Here is a 13,898-nt window from a genome sequence, read left to right as displayed (position 1 = left end):
CGTCTCGGACACTTTCGGGGTCTCGTCATCCTGTTTCGGACACTTTCGGGGCAAGAACTGGGGCCCACGTGCCCCGCACCTGTCCGAGACGCGGGGCCGGGGCTGCGCTGCTTCGGCCGGCGCCCTGGGTGGCCTCCACGACGAGCTGCAGCAGCGCAGCCGCAGGCCCAAAAGGGACCTCAGACCCTCCGCTGCGCGATCGCGTACATCGCGATGCCCGCGGCCACGCCGGCGTTGAGGCTCTCCAGGCTCGAGGCCATGGGGATCGAGACCATCTGGTCGCACGTCTCGCCCACGAGGCGGGAGATGCCCTTGCCCTCGCTGCCGATCACGACGACGAGCGGACCGTCGGCGAGGTCGAGGTCGGGCAGAGCCACGTCGCCGTCGGCAGCGAGGCCGACGACCATGAGCCCGGCCTCCTGGTAGGCCTTGAGCTGACGGGTCAGGTTGGTGGCACGCGCCACGGGCACCCGCGCCGCCGCCCCGGCCGACGTCTTCCAGGCCGCGGCCGTCATCTGCGCGGCCCGACGCTCGGGGATGACGACGCCGTGGGCTCCGAAGCCCGACGCCGACCGCACCACGGCCCCGAGGTTCCGGGGGTCGGTGACACCGTCGAGCATGACGATGAGCGGCGGGACGCCCTGCTCGGCAGCACGCGCGAGCAGGTCGTCGGGGTGCGCGTAGTCGTAGGCGTTGAGCTTGGCGGCCACGCCCTGGTGCACGGCACCACCGGTGAGCTTGTCCATCTCGATGCGGCCGATCTCCAGCAGCGACACGTGCTGGTCGGCGGCCAGCTTGAAGATCTCGCGGATCCGCTCGTCGCGCTCGGCGCCCTCGGCGATGTAGAGCCCGGCCACCGGGACCTTCGCACGGAGCAGCTCGACGACGCTGTTGCGTCCGGCCACCCACTCCGGGCCACCGTCGCTGTTCTTGCGCTTGGGGCGCGCGGCCTCGCGCTTGTCGGTGGCGCGGGCCATCTTGTACGCCTTGTGGTTGGGGCGTTCCTCGGCACGCGGCGTGGGGCCCTTGCCCTCGAGGCCCTTGCGGCGTCGGCCGCCGGACCCGGCGGTGGGGTTGCCCTTGCCGGTCTTCTTGATCGCGCCTCGGCGCTGGCTGTTGCCGGCCATCATCGTCCCTTCACGGACCAGCGCGGACCTTGCGCCGTGTCCTCGATCTCGATGCCGGCCGCAGCCAGCTGGTCACGTACTCGGTCGGCGGTGGCGAAGTCCTTCGCCGCCCGCGCCTCCTGCCGCTGCTCGAGCAGGGCGTCGACGAGCGGCGCCAGGGCACCCTCGGCCGCGCCCGCCCCCGCACCCTGGGCCGACGTCCAGTGCTCGCCGAGCGGGTCGAGCCCGAGCACGTCGAGCTGCGCGCGCACCGTGGCCAGCACGGTGCGCAGCTCGGGGCCGTCGGCCGCCGACGCGAGCAAGGTGTTGCCCTGCGTGACGCCCGCCTGCAGCACCGCGAGCGCCGCCGGCACGCCCAGGTCGTCGTCCATGGCGGCGGCGAAGGCGTCGCCGACCTCACCTGGCTCGACGTCGCCGCCCGCCGCGCGCACGGCCTCGTCGGCCCGCCGCACGAAGCCCTCGATGCGCTCGAACGCCACGGCGGCCTCGGCGAGCGACTCCTCGGTGAACTCGATGATCGAGCGGTAGTGCGCCGCCACGAGGTAGTACCGCAGCGCGATGGCCGGCACCCGCTTGACGACCTCGCTCACCATGAGCGTGTTGCCGACGCTCTTGGACATCTTCGCGCCGCTGAGGTTGAGCATCGCGTTGTGCATCCACAGGCGCGCGAACGGCTGTCCGGCGGCACGCGACTGGGCGATCTCGTTCTCGTGGTGCGGGAAGCGCAGGTCGAGCCCGCCGCCGTGGATGTCGAACTCGGTGCCGAGGTACTTGGCGGCCATCGCGGAGCACTCGAGGTGCCATCCCGGGCGCCCACGGCCCCACGGGGTGGGCCACGACGCCGACTCCGGGTCGCCGGGCTTGTGACCCTTCCAGAGCGCGAAGTCGCGGGGGTCGCGCTTCCCGTCGGCCGGGGCGTCGGGGGCGGCCTGCATGTCGTCGACGCTCTGGTTGCTCAGCTCGCCGTAGTCGGCCCAGGAGCGGACGTCGAAGTAGACGTCACCCGATCCGTCCGCGGCGGGGTAGGCATGGCCGCGCTCGATCAGCGTCTCCATCAGCTCGATCATCTCGGGCACCACGCCCGTGGCGCGGGGCTCGTAGGTGGGCGGGCGGCAGCCCAGCACCTCGTAGGCGGCGTGCAGCGCCCGCTCGTTCTCGTAGGCCACCGCGAACCAGGGCCGGCCCTGCTCCTCGCCCTTGGCCAGGATCTTGTCGTCGATGTCGGTCACGTTCGCGACGATCGTGACGTCGTAGCCGGCGCGCTCGAGCCACCGGCGCAGGACGTCGAACACGACCTCCTTGCGGATGTGCCCGATGTGCGGCGGCCCCTGCACCGTGAGGCCGCAGTGGTAGATGCCGACCTTGCCGGGCACGACCGGGTCGAGGTCGCGCTGCTGCCGGGTGGCGGTGTCGTACAGGCGCAGGCTCACCCCCGGATCCTATCGGCCCGCCGACACCGTTCCCGCCACGTGGATTCGCCACAACCGCCCCACGCACCCCAGGCGTCACCTACCCTCGGAGGATGCCTCTTCCCCTTCGGCATGCTGCTCGTCGACCGTCCACGGTCGTCGGCGCCGCTGTCACCGCACTCGTCACCTCGCTGGTGCTGCTTCCCGCGGCCCCGGCACAGGCCGCGTCCGACGCCTCCCTCATGACCCGCTGGTCCAGCTCGGCCGAGCTGTCGAAGGGCGCACGGGTGGCGACCACGGTCGCGTCGAACGAGGTGCGGCTCGGCAGCACGACCAACCGCTGGGGCTACGACGACCCGCACACCTCGGGAGGGGCCACGACCTACGAGTGGGGCTCCTGGACCAGCCCGTGGGCGTCCACGGGGTTCAAGGCGAAGGCCCTCGTGCCGTCGTGGAACGCGACCACGCCACGTGGCACCTGGATCCGCGTCGACGCCCGGGTCCGCTCCGGCTCCACCGTCGGCAGCTGGGACAGCGTCGGCGCCTGGGCCTTCAGCGCCTCCGACGTCAAGCGCACCTCCTACCCGGCTCAGTCCGACGACCTCGCGAAGATGAACGTCGACACGCTCATGGCCACCAAGGCCGGTGGCTTCGACGGCTACCAGCTGCGCGTCATGCTCTTCCGCAAGCCCGGCACCACGGGCTCCCCGACGCTGCAGTCCGCCGGCGCCATCGCCTCGACGTTCACGTCGCGCTCGGTGACCACGAGCCGCACGACGATGACGAAGACGGTCGAGCTGAAGGTCCCGAAGTACTCGCAGATGATCCACCGCGGCCACTACCCGCAGTTCGGCAACGGCGGCGAGGCCTGGTGCTCGCCGACCTCCACCTCGATGGTCCTCCGCTTCTTCGGCGACCGGCCGGGCACGCCCGACACCGGCGGCATCGCCGGCGCCGACCCGTGGGTCGACCACGCCGCGACCTACACGTACGACTACGCCTACGGCGGCACCGGCAACTGGCCCTTCAACACGGCGTACGCCGGTCGCTTCGGCTTCGACGCGTTCGTCACCCGGCTGGCCAACCTGCGCGACGCCGAGGCCTTCGTGAAGGCCGGCATCCCCGTCGTCGCCTCGCTCGCGTGGTCGCGCGGCGGTCTGTCCGGGGCGCCCATCTCCTCGACCCCGGGCCACCTCATGGTGATCGTGGGCTTCACCTCGACCGGCAAGGTGATCGTCAACGACCCGGCCGCTCCGAGCAACACCTCGGTGCGTCGCGTGTACGACCGGGCGCAGTTCGAGAAGGCGTGGCTCGGTGGCAGCGGCGCGATCTCCTACGTGATCCGACCGACGAGCAAGAAGCTGCCACCGGACACCGCGCGCTGGTAGTCGGGCAGGATGGACCCATGAGCCTGCCCGACCTGCGCACCGGCATCGGCACCGACGTCCACCGCCTCGTGCCCGGACGCGCGATGTGGCTGGCCGGTCTCGAGTGGCCGGGTGAGGACGCCGGGCTCGAGGGGCACTCCGACGGCGACGCGGCGTGCCACGCGATGGTCGACGCCCTGCTCTCGGCCGCCGGCCTCGGCGACATCGGGTCGCGCTTCGGCACGGCCGATCCCCGGTTCGCGGGGGCCTCGGGCACGACCTTCCTGACCGAGACCGTGCGGCTGCTCGCCGACGCCGGGTTCGCCGTGCTCAACGTCGCCGTGCAGGTCGTCGGCAACACGCCCCGGCTCGGGCCGCGACGCGACGAGGCCCAGGCGCACCTCTCTGACGTCGTGGGCGCACCGGTGAGCATCTCCGCCACCACGACCGACGGCCTCGGCCTCACCGGGCGGGGCGAGGGCGTGGCCGCGATCGCCACCGCACTGGTCGCCCGGGCCTGAGCGCGACCCCGAGAACGACGACGGCCCCCGCCCGGAAGGGGCGAGGGCCGTCGAGGATCGATCGGCTCAGGAGGCGAGGACCTCGTCGAGCCGCAGCTCGGCCTTGTCCTCGTTGGTCTTCTCCGCGAGAGCCAGCTCGGAGACCAGGATCTGGCGAGCCTTGGCGAGCATGCGCTTCTCGCCGGCCGACAGGCCCCGCTCGTGGTCACGGCGCCACAGGTCGCGCACGACCTCGGCCACCTTGAGCACGTCGCCGCTGTGCAGCTTCTCCAGGTTCGCCTTGTAGCGACGCGACCAGTTGGTCGGCTCCTCGACGTGCTCGGCCCGCAGGACGCCGAACACGCGCTCGAGGCCGTCGGCGTCGACGACGTCGCGGACGCCCACGAGGTCGAGGTTGCAGGCAGGAACACGAACCACCAAGTCGTTCTGGGCAACGATGCGCAGGACCAGGTAGTCCCGCTCTTCCCCCTTGATCGTCCGCTTCTCGATGTCTTCGATGACTGCGGCCCCGTGATTGGGGTACACAACCGTCTCGCCGACAGTGAAAGTCATAAACGCGGCACCTTTCGTAGGTGATCAGTTTAACACGCGCCACGGACGGCTATTCCGGGCGTTCCAGGCTCCCGAGCGGTAGGTTCCGCCCGCTCCGATCGCCGCGGGGCCGGACCCCGGCAGGTCGCCGCGCTCCGATATGATCCGCACGACGACCCTCCCCGACGCAGAAGCAGGTGCCCGGTGCCCACCGTTCGCACGCGCCGTCTCACGGCCGCCAGCATGATCCTCGCCGCCTCGCTCGGCCTCTCGGCCTGCGGCACCGGGGGTGGCGCCGCCACCAACCAGCAGTACCAGCCCGGCATCGGCGCCAACCTGCGCACCGGCGACGTCCAGCTCTACAACGCGCTGCTCGTCGCCGGCAGCGACGACACGCTCGCCTTCTCCGCCGGCGTGCTCAACACGACCGACTCCCCGCAGACGCTCGAGTCGGTCACCATCACGCCGCTCGGAGGCTCCGGCTCCGTCACGGCCGACCCGGCCACCGACGTCGAGCTCGCGCCCCGCCAGCTCTTCACGATCGGTCGGGCCGGTGAGCTCGCCGGCATCGACGGCGCGACCCTCCCGGTCGGCCGGTACGCCGACGTCACCCTGACCTTCTCCGACGCGGGCGAGGTCGAGATCTCCGTCCCCGTCGTCGCACGCAACGCCAGCTACGCCGACGTCGCCGAGACCCCGCCGAGCGACACCACGGACGAGCAGCAGGCCACCGAGGAGGCCGCCGAGGCCGAGGAGAACCCGGCCGGCTGACCCCGCGGTACTCCCGGGACCGGTGGGTGACCGGAGGCATCGACGCCTTCGTGCCCTCCCCCGCCCCGCCACGACGACAAGGGCCGCCCACGATCCCCCCGAGGATCGCGGACGGCCCTTCGTGCGGGCCCCGCAGGAGTCAGACGCCCGGTGCCAGCTCGCCGGTGACGAGGTAGACCACCCGGCGCGCCATGGAGACGGCGTGGTCGCCGATGCGCTCGTAGTAGCGGCCGAGGAGGGCGAGGTCGATCGCCGGCTCGATGCCGTGCTCCCAGGTCCCGCCGAGCAACGCCCGGAACAGGTCCTTGCGGAGACGGTCCATCTCGTCGTCGGTGTCCTCGAGCTTGGTGGCGGCGTCGATGTCGCGGTTGGCGACGATGCGCGACGCCGCGTGGATCATCTGGTCGGCCACCGAGGCCATCGCCATGATCGTGGGCTGCAGGGTGGTGGGCACGGCGACGTCGGGCATGCGCATGCGCGCCACCTTCGCCACGTGCACCGAGAGGTCGCCCATCCGCTGCAGGTCGGTCAGCATCCGCAGGGTGGCGACCAGCTGCCGCAGGTCGGTCGCGACCGGCTGCTGGGTGGCGAGGAGGAGCAGAGCACGCTCCTCGATCTCCTCGGTGGACTCATCGATCTGCTTGTCGCCGGCGATCACCTGCTCGGCGAGCGGGCCGTCGGCGTTGAGCAGGGCGGCAGTGGAGGCAGCGACAGCCTTGCGGACGGTCCCGGTCAGCTGGACCAGGTCGTCGACGATCGTGTCGAGCTGCTCGTAATACGCATCACGCATGAGACGGACCCTAGGAGAAGCCGGTGAACGGATGGCGACGCCTGGTGAACGAGGTGTGAACAGCCGCAGAAAGGCGCACGTCAGAGGGGGTTCGGGCACGGGAGGCTGCTCACGATGGGCCTAGCATCGGGGCGTGGACATCAGTGCGGGTCTCGTCGTCGCCGGTGCCGTGGGCACCGCCCTCGGTGCCGCGGTGACCTTCCTGTGGCTGTTCAGCGAACGCCGCCAGAACGCCGTTCCCGACGAGCCGACTCCCCTCGTGCCCCCGGGCGCGGAGGCCGTGCTGTCGGTCCTGTCGTCGACCACCGTCCTGCTGGGCCCGTCCGACGAGGTGCTGCAGGCGTCGGCCCCGGCCGTGGCGCTCGGCATCGTGCGCGACAACCGCATCGAGTCCGAGGACATCCGCGGCCTCGTCCAGCAGGTACGTCGCGACGGTCAGGTGCGTGAGTCCAACCTGACCCTGCAGCGCCGACGCGGGACCCCCGCCCACGTGCAGGTCCGCGTCGCCCCTCTCACGTCGCGGCTGATCATCGTGCTCGCGCTGGACCGCACCGACCAGCAGCGGGTCGAGAACATCCGCCGCGACTTCGTCGCGAACGTCAGCCACGAGCTGAAGACACCGGTGGGTGCGCTCAACCTCCTGGCCGAGGCCGTCTCCGAGGCCAAGGACGACCCGGAGTCGGTCGTGCGGTTCGCCTCGCGCATGCAGACGGAGAGCGAACGTCTCACCCGGCTGGTGCAGCAGATCATCGACCTGTCGCGCCTGCAGAACGACGTCGCCAGCGAGGACGCGGCCACCGTGAAGGTCGACGAGCTCGTCGCCGAGGCCTGCGAGCACTCGGCCACGGAGTCCGAGCGCAAGCAGATCGAGATCGCGCGGTCGGTCGAGCCTGACCTGATGGTCCACGGCGACCGCGCCCAGCTCCACGCCGCCGTCAGCAACCTGGTCGAGAACGCCGTGACCTACAGCCCCGAGGGCTCCAAGGTGGCGGTGACCGCCGCGCTCGACGGTGACGACGTGCGCATCAGCGTGGCCGACAACGGCATCGGCATCGCCGGGCCCGAGCTCGAGCGCATCTTCGAGCGCTTCTACCGCGTCGACCCCGCCCGCGCCCGCGCCACGGGCGGCACGGGGCTCGGCCTGTCCATCGTCAAGCACGTGGCCGCCAGCAACGGCGGCTCCGTGGACGTCTGGAGCGAGCCCGGCGCTGGCTCCACCTTCACGCTGGTGCTCCCCCGCTTCCAGCACGACCTCGATGAGGAGATCCCGTGACACGAGTGTTGGTCGTCGAGGACGAGACCAGCTACAGCGAAGCGCTGTCGTACGTCCTGCGCAAGGAGGGGTTCGACGTCGCGATCGCCGAGACGGGACCCGACGCCCTGACCGAGTTCGAGCGCAACGGCGCCGACATCGTGCTGCTCGACCTGATGCTGCCCGGGCTGCCCGGCACCGAGGTGTGCCGTCAGCTGCGACAGACGTCGAGCGTGCCGATCATCATGGTGAGCGCGAAGGACACCGAGGTCGACAAGGTGGTGGGCCTCGAGCTCGGTGCCGACGACTACGTCACCAAGCCGTACTCGCCGCGCGAGCTGGTGGCCCGCATCCGCGCGGTCCTGCGCCGCGGCGCGACCGACGAGATCGACGACGACGCCGTGCTCGAGGCGGGCCGCGTGCGCATGGACGTCGAGCGCCACCTGGTGTCGGTCGACGGCGAGACCGTGCGACTGCCGCTCAAGGAGTTCGAGCTGCTCGAGTTCTTCCTGCGCAACCCCGGTCGGGTCCTCACCCGCGGCCAGCTCATCGACCGCGTGTGGGGTGCCGACTACGTGGGCGACACCAAGACGCTCGACGTCCACGTCAAGCGCCTGCGGGCCAAGATCGAGCCCGACCCCGCCAACCCCGCCACCCTCACCACCGTCCGCGGCCTGGGCTACAAGCTCGACGCCTGAGCGTCCCGTCCGGCCGACAACCTGGCGCGCATGTCCACCGAGCGTGAGCAGAGGCGGCTGTTCCGCAGGGCGATGCGTACGGGCCAGGCGCCGGCCGGGCTCGACGGGGACCGGTGGCTGCCCGTCGTCCGTCGTCGCGCGACCCTGCTCCGCCTGGGCCGGCCGGCCCAGGCAGCGCTCTGGTCCGTCGTGCTGGCCATGCTGGTGCTCGTCGTGGTGCTGGGCCTGCTGGGTCCTGTCCCCGTGCTGGTCTGGTTCGGGACCGTGATGCTGGCACTGTCCGTCACCTTCGCCCTGCTGCTCGATCGCGTCTGGGTGCGCGCCACCCAGTCGGTCGAAGCCCTGCTGTCCGTCCTGGAGCGCGCGGAACGACGCTGAGGACCACGCCGTCGGCGGAAGGGTCAGCGGCCCTGGTTGGCCACCGCGGCGATGGCGTCGGCAGCGGCGTCGGGGTCGAGGTAGCGGCCGCCCCTCGTGACGGGCTTGAGGTCGTCGTCGAGCTCGTAGACCAGCGGGATGCCGGTGGGGATGTTGAGGCCGACGACCTCGTCCTCGCCCAGGCCGTCGAGGTGCTTGACCAGGGCGCGCAGCGAGTTGCCGTGCGCCGTCACGAGCACGGTCCGGCCGTCGAGCAGGTCGGGGACGACGCTGTCGTACCAGTACGGGAGCATGCGGTCGAGCACGTCGGCGAGGCACTCGGTGCGCGGCAGGAGCTCGTCGGGCAGCGCCGCGTAGCGGGCGTCCTTGGCCTGCGAGAACTCGCTGTCGTCGTCGAGCGCCGGCGGCGGCGTGCTGTAGGAACGGCGCCAGGTCATGAACTGCTCCTCGCCGTACTCCTCCAGGGTGGCCTTCTTGTCCTTGCCCTGCAGTGCGCCGTAGTGACGCTCGTTGAGCCGCCACGAGCGCTTGACCGGGATCCAGTGCCGGTCGATGCCGTCGAGCACGATCTGCGACGTGCGGATGGCCCGACGCAGCAGCGACGTGTGCGACACGTCGGGGGCGATGCCGGCGTCGGCCAGCAGCGTGGCCCCGCGGTGGGCCTCCTCCACGCCCTGCTCGTTGAGGTCGACGTCGACCCAGCCGGTGAACAGGTTCTTCGCGTTCCACTCGCTGTGCCCGTGGCGCAGGAGGACGAGCGTGTAGGTCATGGCGACGACCCTACCGCCAGCCCGTCCCTGCGTTTCGGACAGTTCCGGGGCATCCGGACCCGTTCGAGTGCCCCGGACGTGTCCGAGACGGGGCTACGCGTCGCGCCATTCGCGGTGGATCTGGTGGAGCGCCTGCACGTAGTCGTCCTGCGACTGGGTGCCGGCGAGGGTCCACCGGTTCTCGACGACCACGTAGGGGAGCTGCGTCACGCCGAGGGACCGCGCCGTCTCGTCCTGGGTGCGGACCGCATCGGCGTACTCGTCGCTCGCCAGGAGGGCGTCGGCCGTCTCGAGGTCGAGCCCGACGAGGGCCGCCCGGCTCGACAGCACGAGCGGGTCCGCGAGGTCGGCACCCTCGAGCAGGTGGGCCCGCCAGAGCTGGTGGGCGAGCTCGCGCTGCAGCCCCGGCCCGGCCTCGTCGGCCCAGGTGAGGAGCCGCCAAGCGTCGAGGCTGTTGGCCTCGACCGCCTCGGCGAGGTTGAGCTCGATGCCGCTGATGCGAGCAGCCGCGGTCACCTGCGCGTCGACGAGGTCGACCTTGTCGTCGCCCCCGAGCCGCTCGGCCAGGACCGCGCGCAGCGGTCTGCCCGAGCTGGGCGCGTCGGGCTCCAGGAGCCGGGCGCGGAAGGACACGTCGAGCGGCTCCCCCGTGAGGATCGTGAACATCCCGGCCGCGCGCTCGAAGCGCGTCACCCCGACGTACGACCACGGGTCAGTCACGTCGCAGAACACCAGAGCCTTCACGGCACCAACGCTACGTGAGGGCGTCGAGCGATGCCCATCAGGACCTTCGGCCCGTTCCCACTGATTCCGCGGACGCGAGACGCTCGCCTGAAATACGGTGAGCCGTTCAACTTTCTCTGCAAGGATCCCCGGTGAACTCCTCCGTTCCAGCGCGTCTCGTCCGCCATCTCGTCGTCCTCGTCGCCGCGCTCTCGCTCGCCCTCACGGCCGCACCCGCCGTCGCCGACCCGGACCCCGACCCCGTCCCCGTCGGACCGGTCGCGACCATCCACCACGACGGCGACCTGAGGATCGGTGCGGTGCTGAGTGCCCACCTCGACGGAGTGCAGCCGGACGCGGGATCCACCTTCCGGTGGTTCGCCGACGAGACCCTCCTCTCCACGTCCGAACCCTCCCTGACCATCGACCCGGCCCTCGTCGGTGCCGCGGTGTCCGTGGAGATCACGGTGCCCGACACCGAGGAGCAGGCCGGAGGGTCCTATCGCTCCGCCCCGACTCCGCGCGTCCTCGGCACCGCCGCCCCCACCATCGACGGAACCCCCCTCGAGGGCGACACGCTCACCGCCGTGCCCGGCACCTGGACGCCCGGGACCACCCACACGTTCCAGTGGTTCGCGGACGGCGACCCGCTCGTCGGGGCGACCGCCGCCACGCTCCCGCTGTCCTCCAGCTCCGTGGGTCGCTCCTTCTCGGTGGAGGTCCGAGGATCGCTCGAGGGCTACGGCTCGGTGACCGAGGCGTCGGCTCCGTCACAGCGCGTGCAGTCGAAGGCCCTGCCCACCATCTCCGGCCTCCTGCTCGTGGGGGCCACCCTCAGGGCCGCGACCGGGACCTGGACCGAGGGCACCGACCACACCTATCGCTGGTTCGCCGACGGCAAGGCGATCACCGGAGCGACGCTGAGCTCCTTCAAGCTCACGAAGGCTCAGGGCGGTCGACGGATCAGCGTGCGCGTGACCGGCCGCAACGAGAACTTCCCCACCGTGGCAGCGACGTCCGCGTCGACGCTCCGTGTCGTGACCGCGGCCGCAGTGCCCCGCATCTCCGGGGCCGCGGCCAAGGGCAGGACGTTGACCGCCAAGCGCGGGACGTGGATGAAGGGCATGACGGTCCGGTACCGCTGGTACGCCGACGGCGTGGCGATTGCCGGGGCCACTCGCTCGAAGCTCGTCATCCCCTCGTCCGCCGTGGGCAAGCGGATCACGGTGCGCACGACCGGCAGCCGCTCCGGCTACGGGACCGTGACCCGCGCGTCCAGCGCCACCCGCTACGTGCAGCGGGTCGGCAAGGCCACCTTGTCCGGAAGCACCGTCGCCACCCGCCGGATGCGGGTCTCCACCGGCACCTGGACCTCCGGCACGCGCTTCACCTACTCCTGGACTCTCAACGGCAAGAAGATCTCCGGCGCCAAGGGGTCCTCGGTCTACGTCAGGCCGTCCTGGAAGGGCAAGCGTCTGCGAGCCACGGTGCGTGGCACCAAGGCGGGGTACAGCACGTTCACGAGCACGACCAGCTCGTCGGCGAAGGTCTCCCTGCCCGGTCGGACCGACCCCGTCTCCTCGTGGAACTGCCCGTCGTGGGCGCCGATCAAGGGCAACGAGAGCTCGATGATCTACCACATGCCGCACCAGCGGTACTACAAGGCGACGAAGCCGGAGGACTGCTTCTCGACCCAGGCCGCCGCCCGAAGGGCCGGGTACCGCAAGGCGAAGGTCTAGACCTCAGTCCTTCGGGCGCAGGTGCTCGAAGGCGGCCAGGTTGGCCGTCGACTCGCCGCGGGACTCGCGCCACGCCCACTCCTTGCGGATGGACGAGGCGAAGCCGAGCTCGAGGATCGTGTTGAACGAGTCGTCCGACGCCGAGAGCACGGCGCCGAGGAGACGGTCGACCTCGTCGGCCGTGACCGAGTGCAGCGGCAGCCGGCCGTCGAGGTAGACGTCGCCCGCGGAGTCGATGGCGAACGCGACGCCGTACAGCTTGAGGTTGCGCTCGAGCAGCCAGCGGTAGACGCCCTCGTGGTTCTCGTCGGGGTTGCGCGCGACGAAGGCGTGCACGCCCAGCGTGTGCCGGCCGACGTCGAGGCGCGTCGTGGTCTTGAGCTTGCGCTCCCCCGGCAGGTCGACCTCGACCACGGTGAGGCCGTGCCGCACGTGGTCGAGCCCGGCCGAGGCCACCGCGTCGAGGATCACCTCGAGCGCCTGGCGCTGGTCGGTCGTCAGGTCGTCGCTCATGTCCTCACGCGTCCTTCGTCGTCCCGTTGTCGCCGGCCCGCTCGTCGAAGGCCCGGGCGTAGACCTCCAGCACCCGGTCGACGGTCGCGTCCCAGCCGAAGCCCGTCGCGTGCGCCACCGCCTTCTGGCCCAGGGCGTCGCGATGGGCCCGGTCGGTGAGCAGCGGGTGCAGCGCGTCGGCGTAGTCCCGCGGGTCGTGGCCGTCGACCAGCACACCGCTCACGCCGTCGGCGACCGCCGTCGACAGACCCCCGACGCGCGCGGCGACGACCGGGGTGCCGCAGGCCTGGGCCTCGATCGCGACGAGCCCGAACGACTCGTTGTAGGACGGCACGCAGACCACGTCGGCGGCGGCGTACCAGCCGGCCAGCTCCGCCTGGGTGACCGCCGGCTCCAGCCGGACGACGTCGGCGATCCCGAGGTCGTCTGCCAGCTCGACGAGCGAGGTCGGACGATCCAGCCCGCTGCCCGAGGCACCGCCGACGACCACCACCTGGAGCCGCTCCCGCAGCGCCGGGTCGCGATCGATCATGACGGCAGCCGCGCGCAGCACCACGTCGGGAGCCTTCAACGGCTGGATGCGGCCGGCGAAGAGCAGCACCGCGGCGTCGTCGGGAAGGCCGAGAAGCGTGCGGGACTCGTCGCGGCGCCCGCTGCGGAACACCTCGAGGTCGACCCCGGGATGGACGACGTCGACCCGGTCCGGCGCGGCACCGTACAGGTCGACGAGCTCGCGTCGCTCCTCCTGCGTGTTGGCCACCAGCCGGTCCGCGATGCGCACGATCTCCTCCTCGCCCGCGACGCGGCCGATCGGCTCGGCCCGGTCGCCCTCGGCGAGGTGGGCGTTCTTGACCTTCGCCATCGTGTGCATCGTGTGCACGAGCGGCACGTCCCATCGCTCGGCCGCGACCGTCCCGACCTGGCCGGACAGCCAGTAGTGGCTGTGGACGAGGTCGAAGTGGTCGGGGCCGGCCACGACCTCGGCCCGCAGGACGTCGCGCACGAAGCCGCACAGCTGGCTGGGCAGGTCGTCCTTGGTGAGTCCCTCGAACGGTCCGGCCGTGACGTGCCGCACCACCACGCCGGGCGCGGCCTCGACCACGGGCGGGAGGTGTCGCGACGTGGCCCGCGTGAACACCTCGACCTCGACGCCGCGCCGGGCGAGGCGACGGGCCAGCTCGAGCACGTAGACGTTCATCCCGCCGGCGTCGCCGCTGCCCGGCTGCTCCAGGGGCGACGTGTGCGCCGAGAGCATGGCCACGCGGCGGGGTCGGCGGGAGGTCGTCACCGGACCATCTTGACGCTCCCC

General features: G+C 71.6%; 15 protein-coding genes. 7 read left to right on the top strand and 8 right to left on the bottom strand.

From position 1 onward, the window contains the following. Window positions 1-179 precede the first annotated feature (179 nt). On the bottom strand, window positions 180-1,127 hold the full coding sequence (rlmB, locus tag ASF35_RS04220) for a 23S rRNA (guanosine(2251)-2'-O)-methyltransferase RlmB (RefSeq protein WP_055963255.1): 948 nt from the start codon (window positions 1,125-1,127) through the stop codon (window positions 180-182). Beyond that, complete coding sequence (gene cysS, locus ASF35_RS04215) at window positions 1,127-2,557, bottom strand: cysteine--tRNA ligase (protein ID WP_055963252.1); 1,431 nt, start codon at window positions 2,555-2,557, stop codon at window positions 1,127-1,129. The genes rlmB and cysS overlap by 1 nt, the downstream gene beginning before the upstream one ends. Before the next feature lie 92 nt (window positions 2,558-2,649). On the opposite strand from cysS, the gene ASF35_RS04210 reads away from it, so the two are divergent. Next, entirely contained in the window at window positions 2,650-3,924 is a 1,275-nt protein-coding gene (locus ASF35_RS04210) for a peptidase C39 family protein (RefSeq protein WP_156366763.1), read from the top strand. 17 nt (window positions 3,925-3,941) lie between these two features. After that, window positions 3,942-4,424 (top strand): 2-C-methyl-D-erythritol 2,4-cyclodiphosphate synthase, encoded by a 483-nt coding sequence (ispF, locus tag ASF35_RS04205; protein WP_055963246.1) that lies wholly within the window; start codon window positions 3,942-3,944, stop codon window positions 4,422-4,424. A 66-nt stretch (window positions 4,425-4,490) separates the two neighbouring features. Here ispF and ASF35_RS04200 read toward each other — a convergent pair whose 3' ends face one another. Continuing rightward, window positions 4,491-4,976 carry a CarD family transcriptional regulator gene (locus tag ASF35_RS04200; protein WP_055963243.1) on the bottom strand — a complete coding sequence of 162 codons (486 nt, stop codon included), beginning with the start codon at window positions 4,974-4,976 and terminating at the stop codon, window positions 4,491-4,493. Window positions 4,977-5,159: 183 nt separating this feature from the next. Here ASF35_RS04200 and ASF35_RS04195 point away from each other — a divergent pair, with 183 nt between their 5' ends. Beyond that, the gene (locus ASF35_RS04195; protein WP_055963240.1) at window positions 5,160-5,726 is read left to right on the top strand and encodes a hypothetical protein; all 567 of its coding nucleotides are present in this window, start codon (window positions 5,160-5,162) and stop codon (window positions 5,724-5,726) included. A 139-nt stretch (window positions 5,727-5,865) separates the two neighbouring features. Here ASF35_RS04195 and phoU read toward each other — a convergent pair whose 3' ends face one another. Continuing rightward, window positions 5,866-6,516 (bottom strand): phosphate signaling complex protein PhoU, encoded by a 651-nt coding sequence (phoU, locus tag ASF35_RS04190; protein ID WP_055963237.1) that lies wholly within the window; start codon window positions 6,514-6,516, stop codon window positions 5,866-5,868. Between the two features lie 133 nt (window positions 6,517-6,649). On the opposite strand from phoU, the gene ASF35_RS04185 reads away from it, so the two are divergent. From ASF35_RS04185 to ASF35_RS04175, 3 genes are read left to right on the top strand one after another with little or no spacing between them, the layout of a single operon-like run. Beyond that, window positions 6,650-7,789: a cell wall metabolism sensor histidine kinase WalK gene (locus ASF35_RS04185; protein WP_055963234.1), complete on the top strand. Its 1,140-nt coding sequence runs from the start codon at window positions 6,650-6,652 to the stop codon at window positions 7,787-7,789. Then, window positions 7,786-8,466, top strand: a complete 681-nt coding sequence (locus ASF35_RS04180; protein WP_055963229.1) for a response regulator transcription factor — start codon at window positions 7,786-7,788, stop codon at window positions 8,464-8,466. The genes ASF35_RS04185 and ASF35_RS04180 overlap by 4 nt, the downstream gene beginning before the upstream one ends. 30 nt (window positions 8,467-8,496) lie before the next feature. Then, a complete protein-coding gene (locus tag ASF35_RS04175; RefSeq protein WP_055963225.1) occupies window positions 8,497-8,844 on the top strand; it encodes a hypothetical protein in 348 nt (115 codons plus the stop codon). Between the two features lie 23 nt (window positions 8,845-8,867). Here the strand turns inward: ASF35_RS04175 and ASF35_RS04170 are convergent, their stop codons facing one another. Beyond that, the gene (locus ASF35_RS04170) at window positions 8,868-9,614 is read right to left on the bottom strand and encodes a phosphoglyceromutase (RefSeq protein ID WP_055963222.1); all 747 of its coding nucleotides are present in this window, start codon (window positions 9,612-9,614) and stop codon (window positions 8,868-8,870) included. A 93-nt stretch (window positions 9,615-9,707) separates the two neighbouring features. Continuing rightward, window positions 9,708-10,358, bottom strand: a complete 651-nt coding sequence (locus tag ASF35_RS04165; RefSeq protein ID WP_055963219.1) for a DsbA family protein — start codon at window positions 10,356-10,358, stop codon at window positions 9,708-9,710. A 131-nt stretch (window positions 10,359-10,489) separates the two neighbouring features. Here ASF35_RS04165 and ASF35_RS04160 point away from each other — a divergent pair, with 131 nt between their 5' ends. Continuing rightward, on the top strand, window positions 10,490-12,076 hold the full coding sequence (locus ASF35_RS04160; RefSeq protein ID WP_055963215.1) for a hypothetical protein: 1,587 nt from the start codon (window positions 10,490-10,492) through the stop codon (window positions 12,074-12,076). Between the two features lie 3 nt (window positions 12,077-12,079). On the opposite strand, the gene ASF35_RS04155 is transcribed toward ASF35_RS04160, so the two are convergent. Further along, the gene (locus ASF35_RS04155; RefSeq protein WP_082480340.1) at window positions 12,080-12,589 is read right to left on the bottom strand and encodes a YbjN domain-containing protein; all 510 of its coding nucleotides are present in this window, start codon (window positions 12,587-12,589) and stop codon (window positions 12,080-12,082) included. 4 nt (window positions 12,590-12,593) lie between these two features. After that, the gene (gene mshA, locus ASF35_RS04150; protein WP_235499129.1) at window positions 12,594-13,844 is read right to left on the bottom strand and encodes a D-inositol-3-phosphate glycosyltransferase; all 1,251 of its coding nucleotides are present in this window, start codon (window positions 13,842-13,844) and stop codon (window positions 12,594-12,596) included. Window positions 13,845-13,898 lie beyond the last annotated feature (54 nt).

This window comes from Aeromicrobium sp. Leaf291, from assembly GCF_001423365.1.
GTDB lineage: Bacteria > Actinomycetota > Actinomycetes > Propionibacteriales > Nocardioidaceae > Aeromicrobium.
This window is presented reverse-complemented; position numbering and strand designations above follow the sequence as displayed.

Bases quoted from the DNA above. Each gene is read 5' to 3' on its own strand.
- rlmB (WP_055963255.1), bottom strand. From the start codon at position 1,127: ATGGCCGGCAACAGCCAGCGCCGAGGCGCGATCAAGAAGACCGGCAAG.
- ASF35_RS04210 (WP_156366763.1), top strand. From the start codon at position 2,650: ATGCCTCTTCCCCTTCGGCATGCTGCTCGTCGACCGTCCACGGTCGTC.
- ispF (WP_055963246.1), top strand. From the start codon at position 3,942: ATGAGCCTGCCCGACCTGCGCACCGGCATCGGCACCGACGTCCACCGC.
- ASF35_RS04200 (WP_055963243.1), bottom strand. From the start codon at position 4,976: ATGACTTTCACTGTCGGCGAGACGGTTGTGTACCCCAATCACGGGGCC.
- phoU (WP_055963237.1), bottom strand. From the start codon at position 6,516: ATGCGTGATGCGTATTACGAGCAGCTCGACACGATCGTCGACGACCTG.
- ASF35_RS04175 (WP_055963225.1), top strand. From the start codon at position 8,497: ATGTCCACCGAGCGTGAGCAGAGGCGGCTGTTCCGCAGGGCGATGCGT.
- ASF35_RS04170 (WP_055963222.1), bottom strand. From the start codon at position 9,614: ATGACCTACACGCTCGTCCTCCTGCGCCACGGGCACAGCGAGTGGAAC.
- ASF35_RS04155 (WP_082480340.1), bottom strand. From the start codon at position 12,589: ATGAGCGACGACCTGACGACCGACCAGCGCCAGGCGCTCGAGGTGATC.
- mshA (WP_235499129.1), bottom strand. From the start codon at position 13,844: ATGCTCTCGGCGCACACGTCGCCCCTGGAGCAGCCGGGCAGCGGCGAC.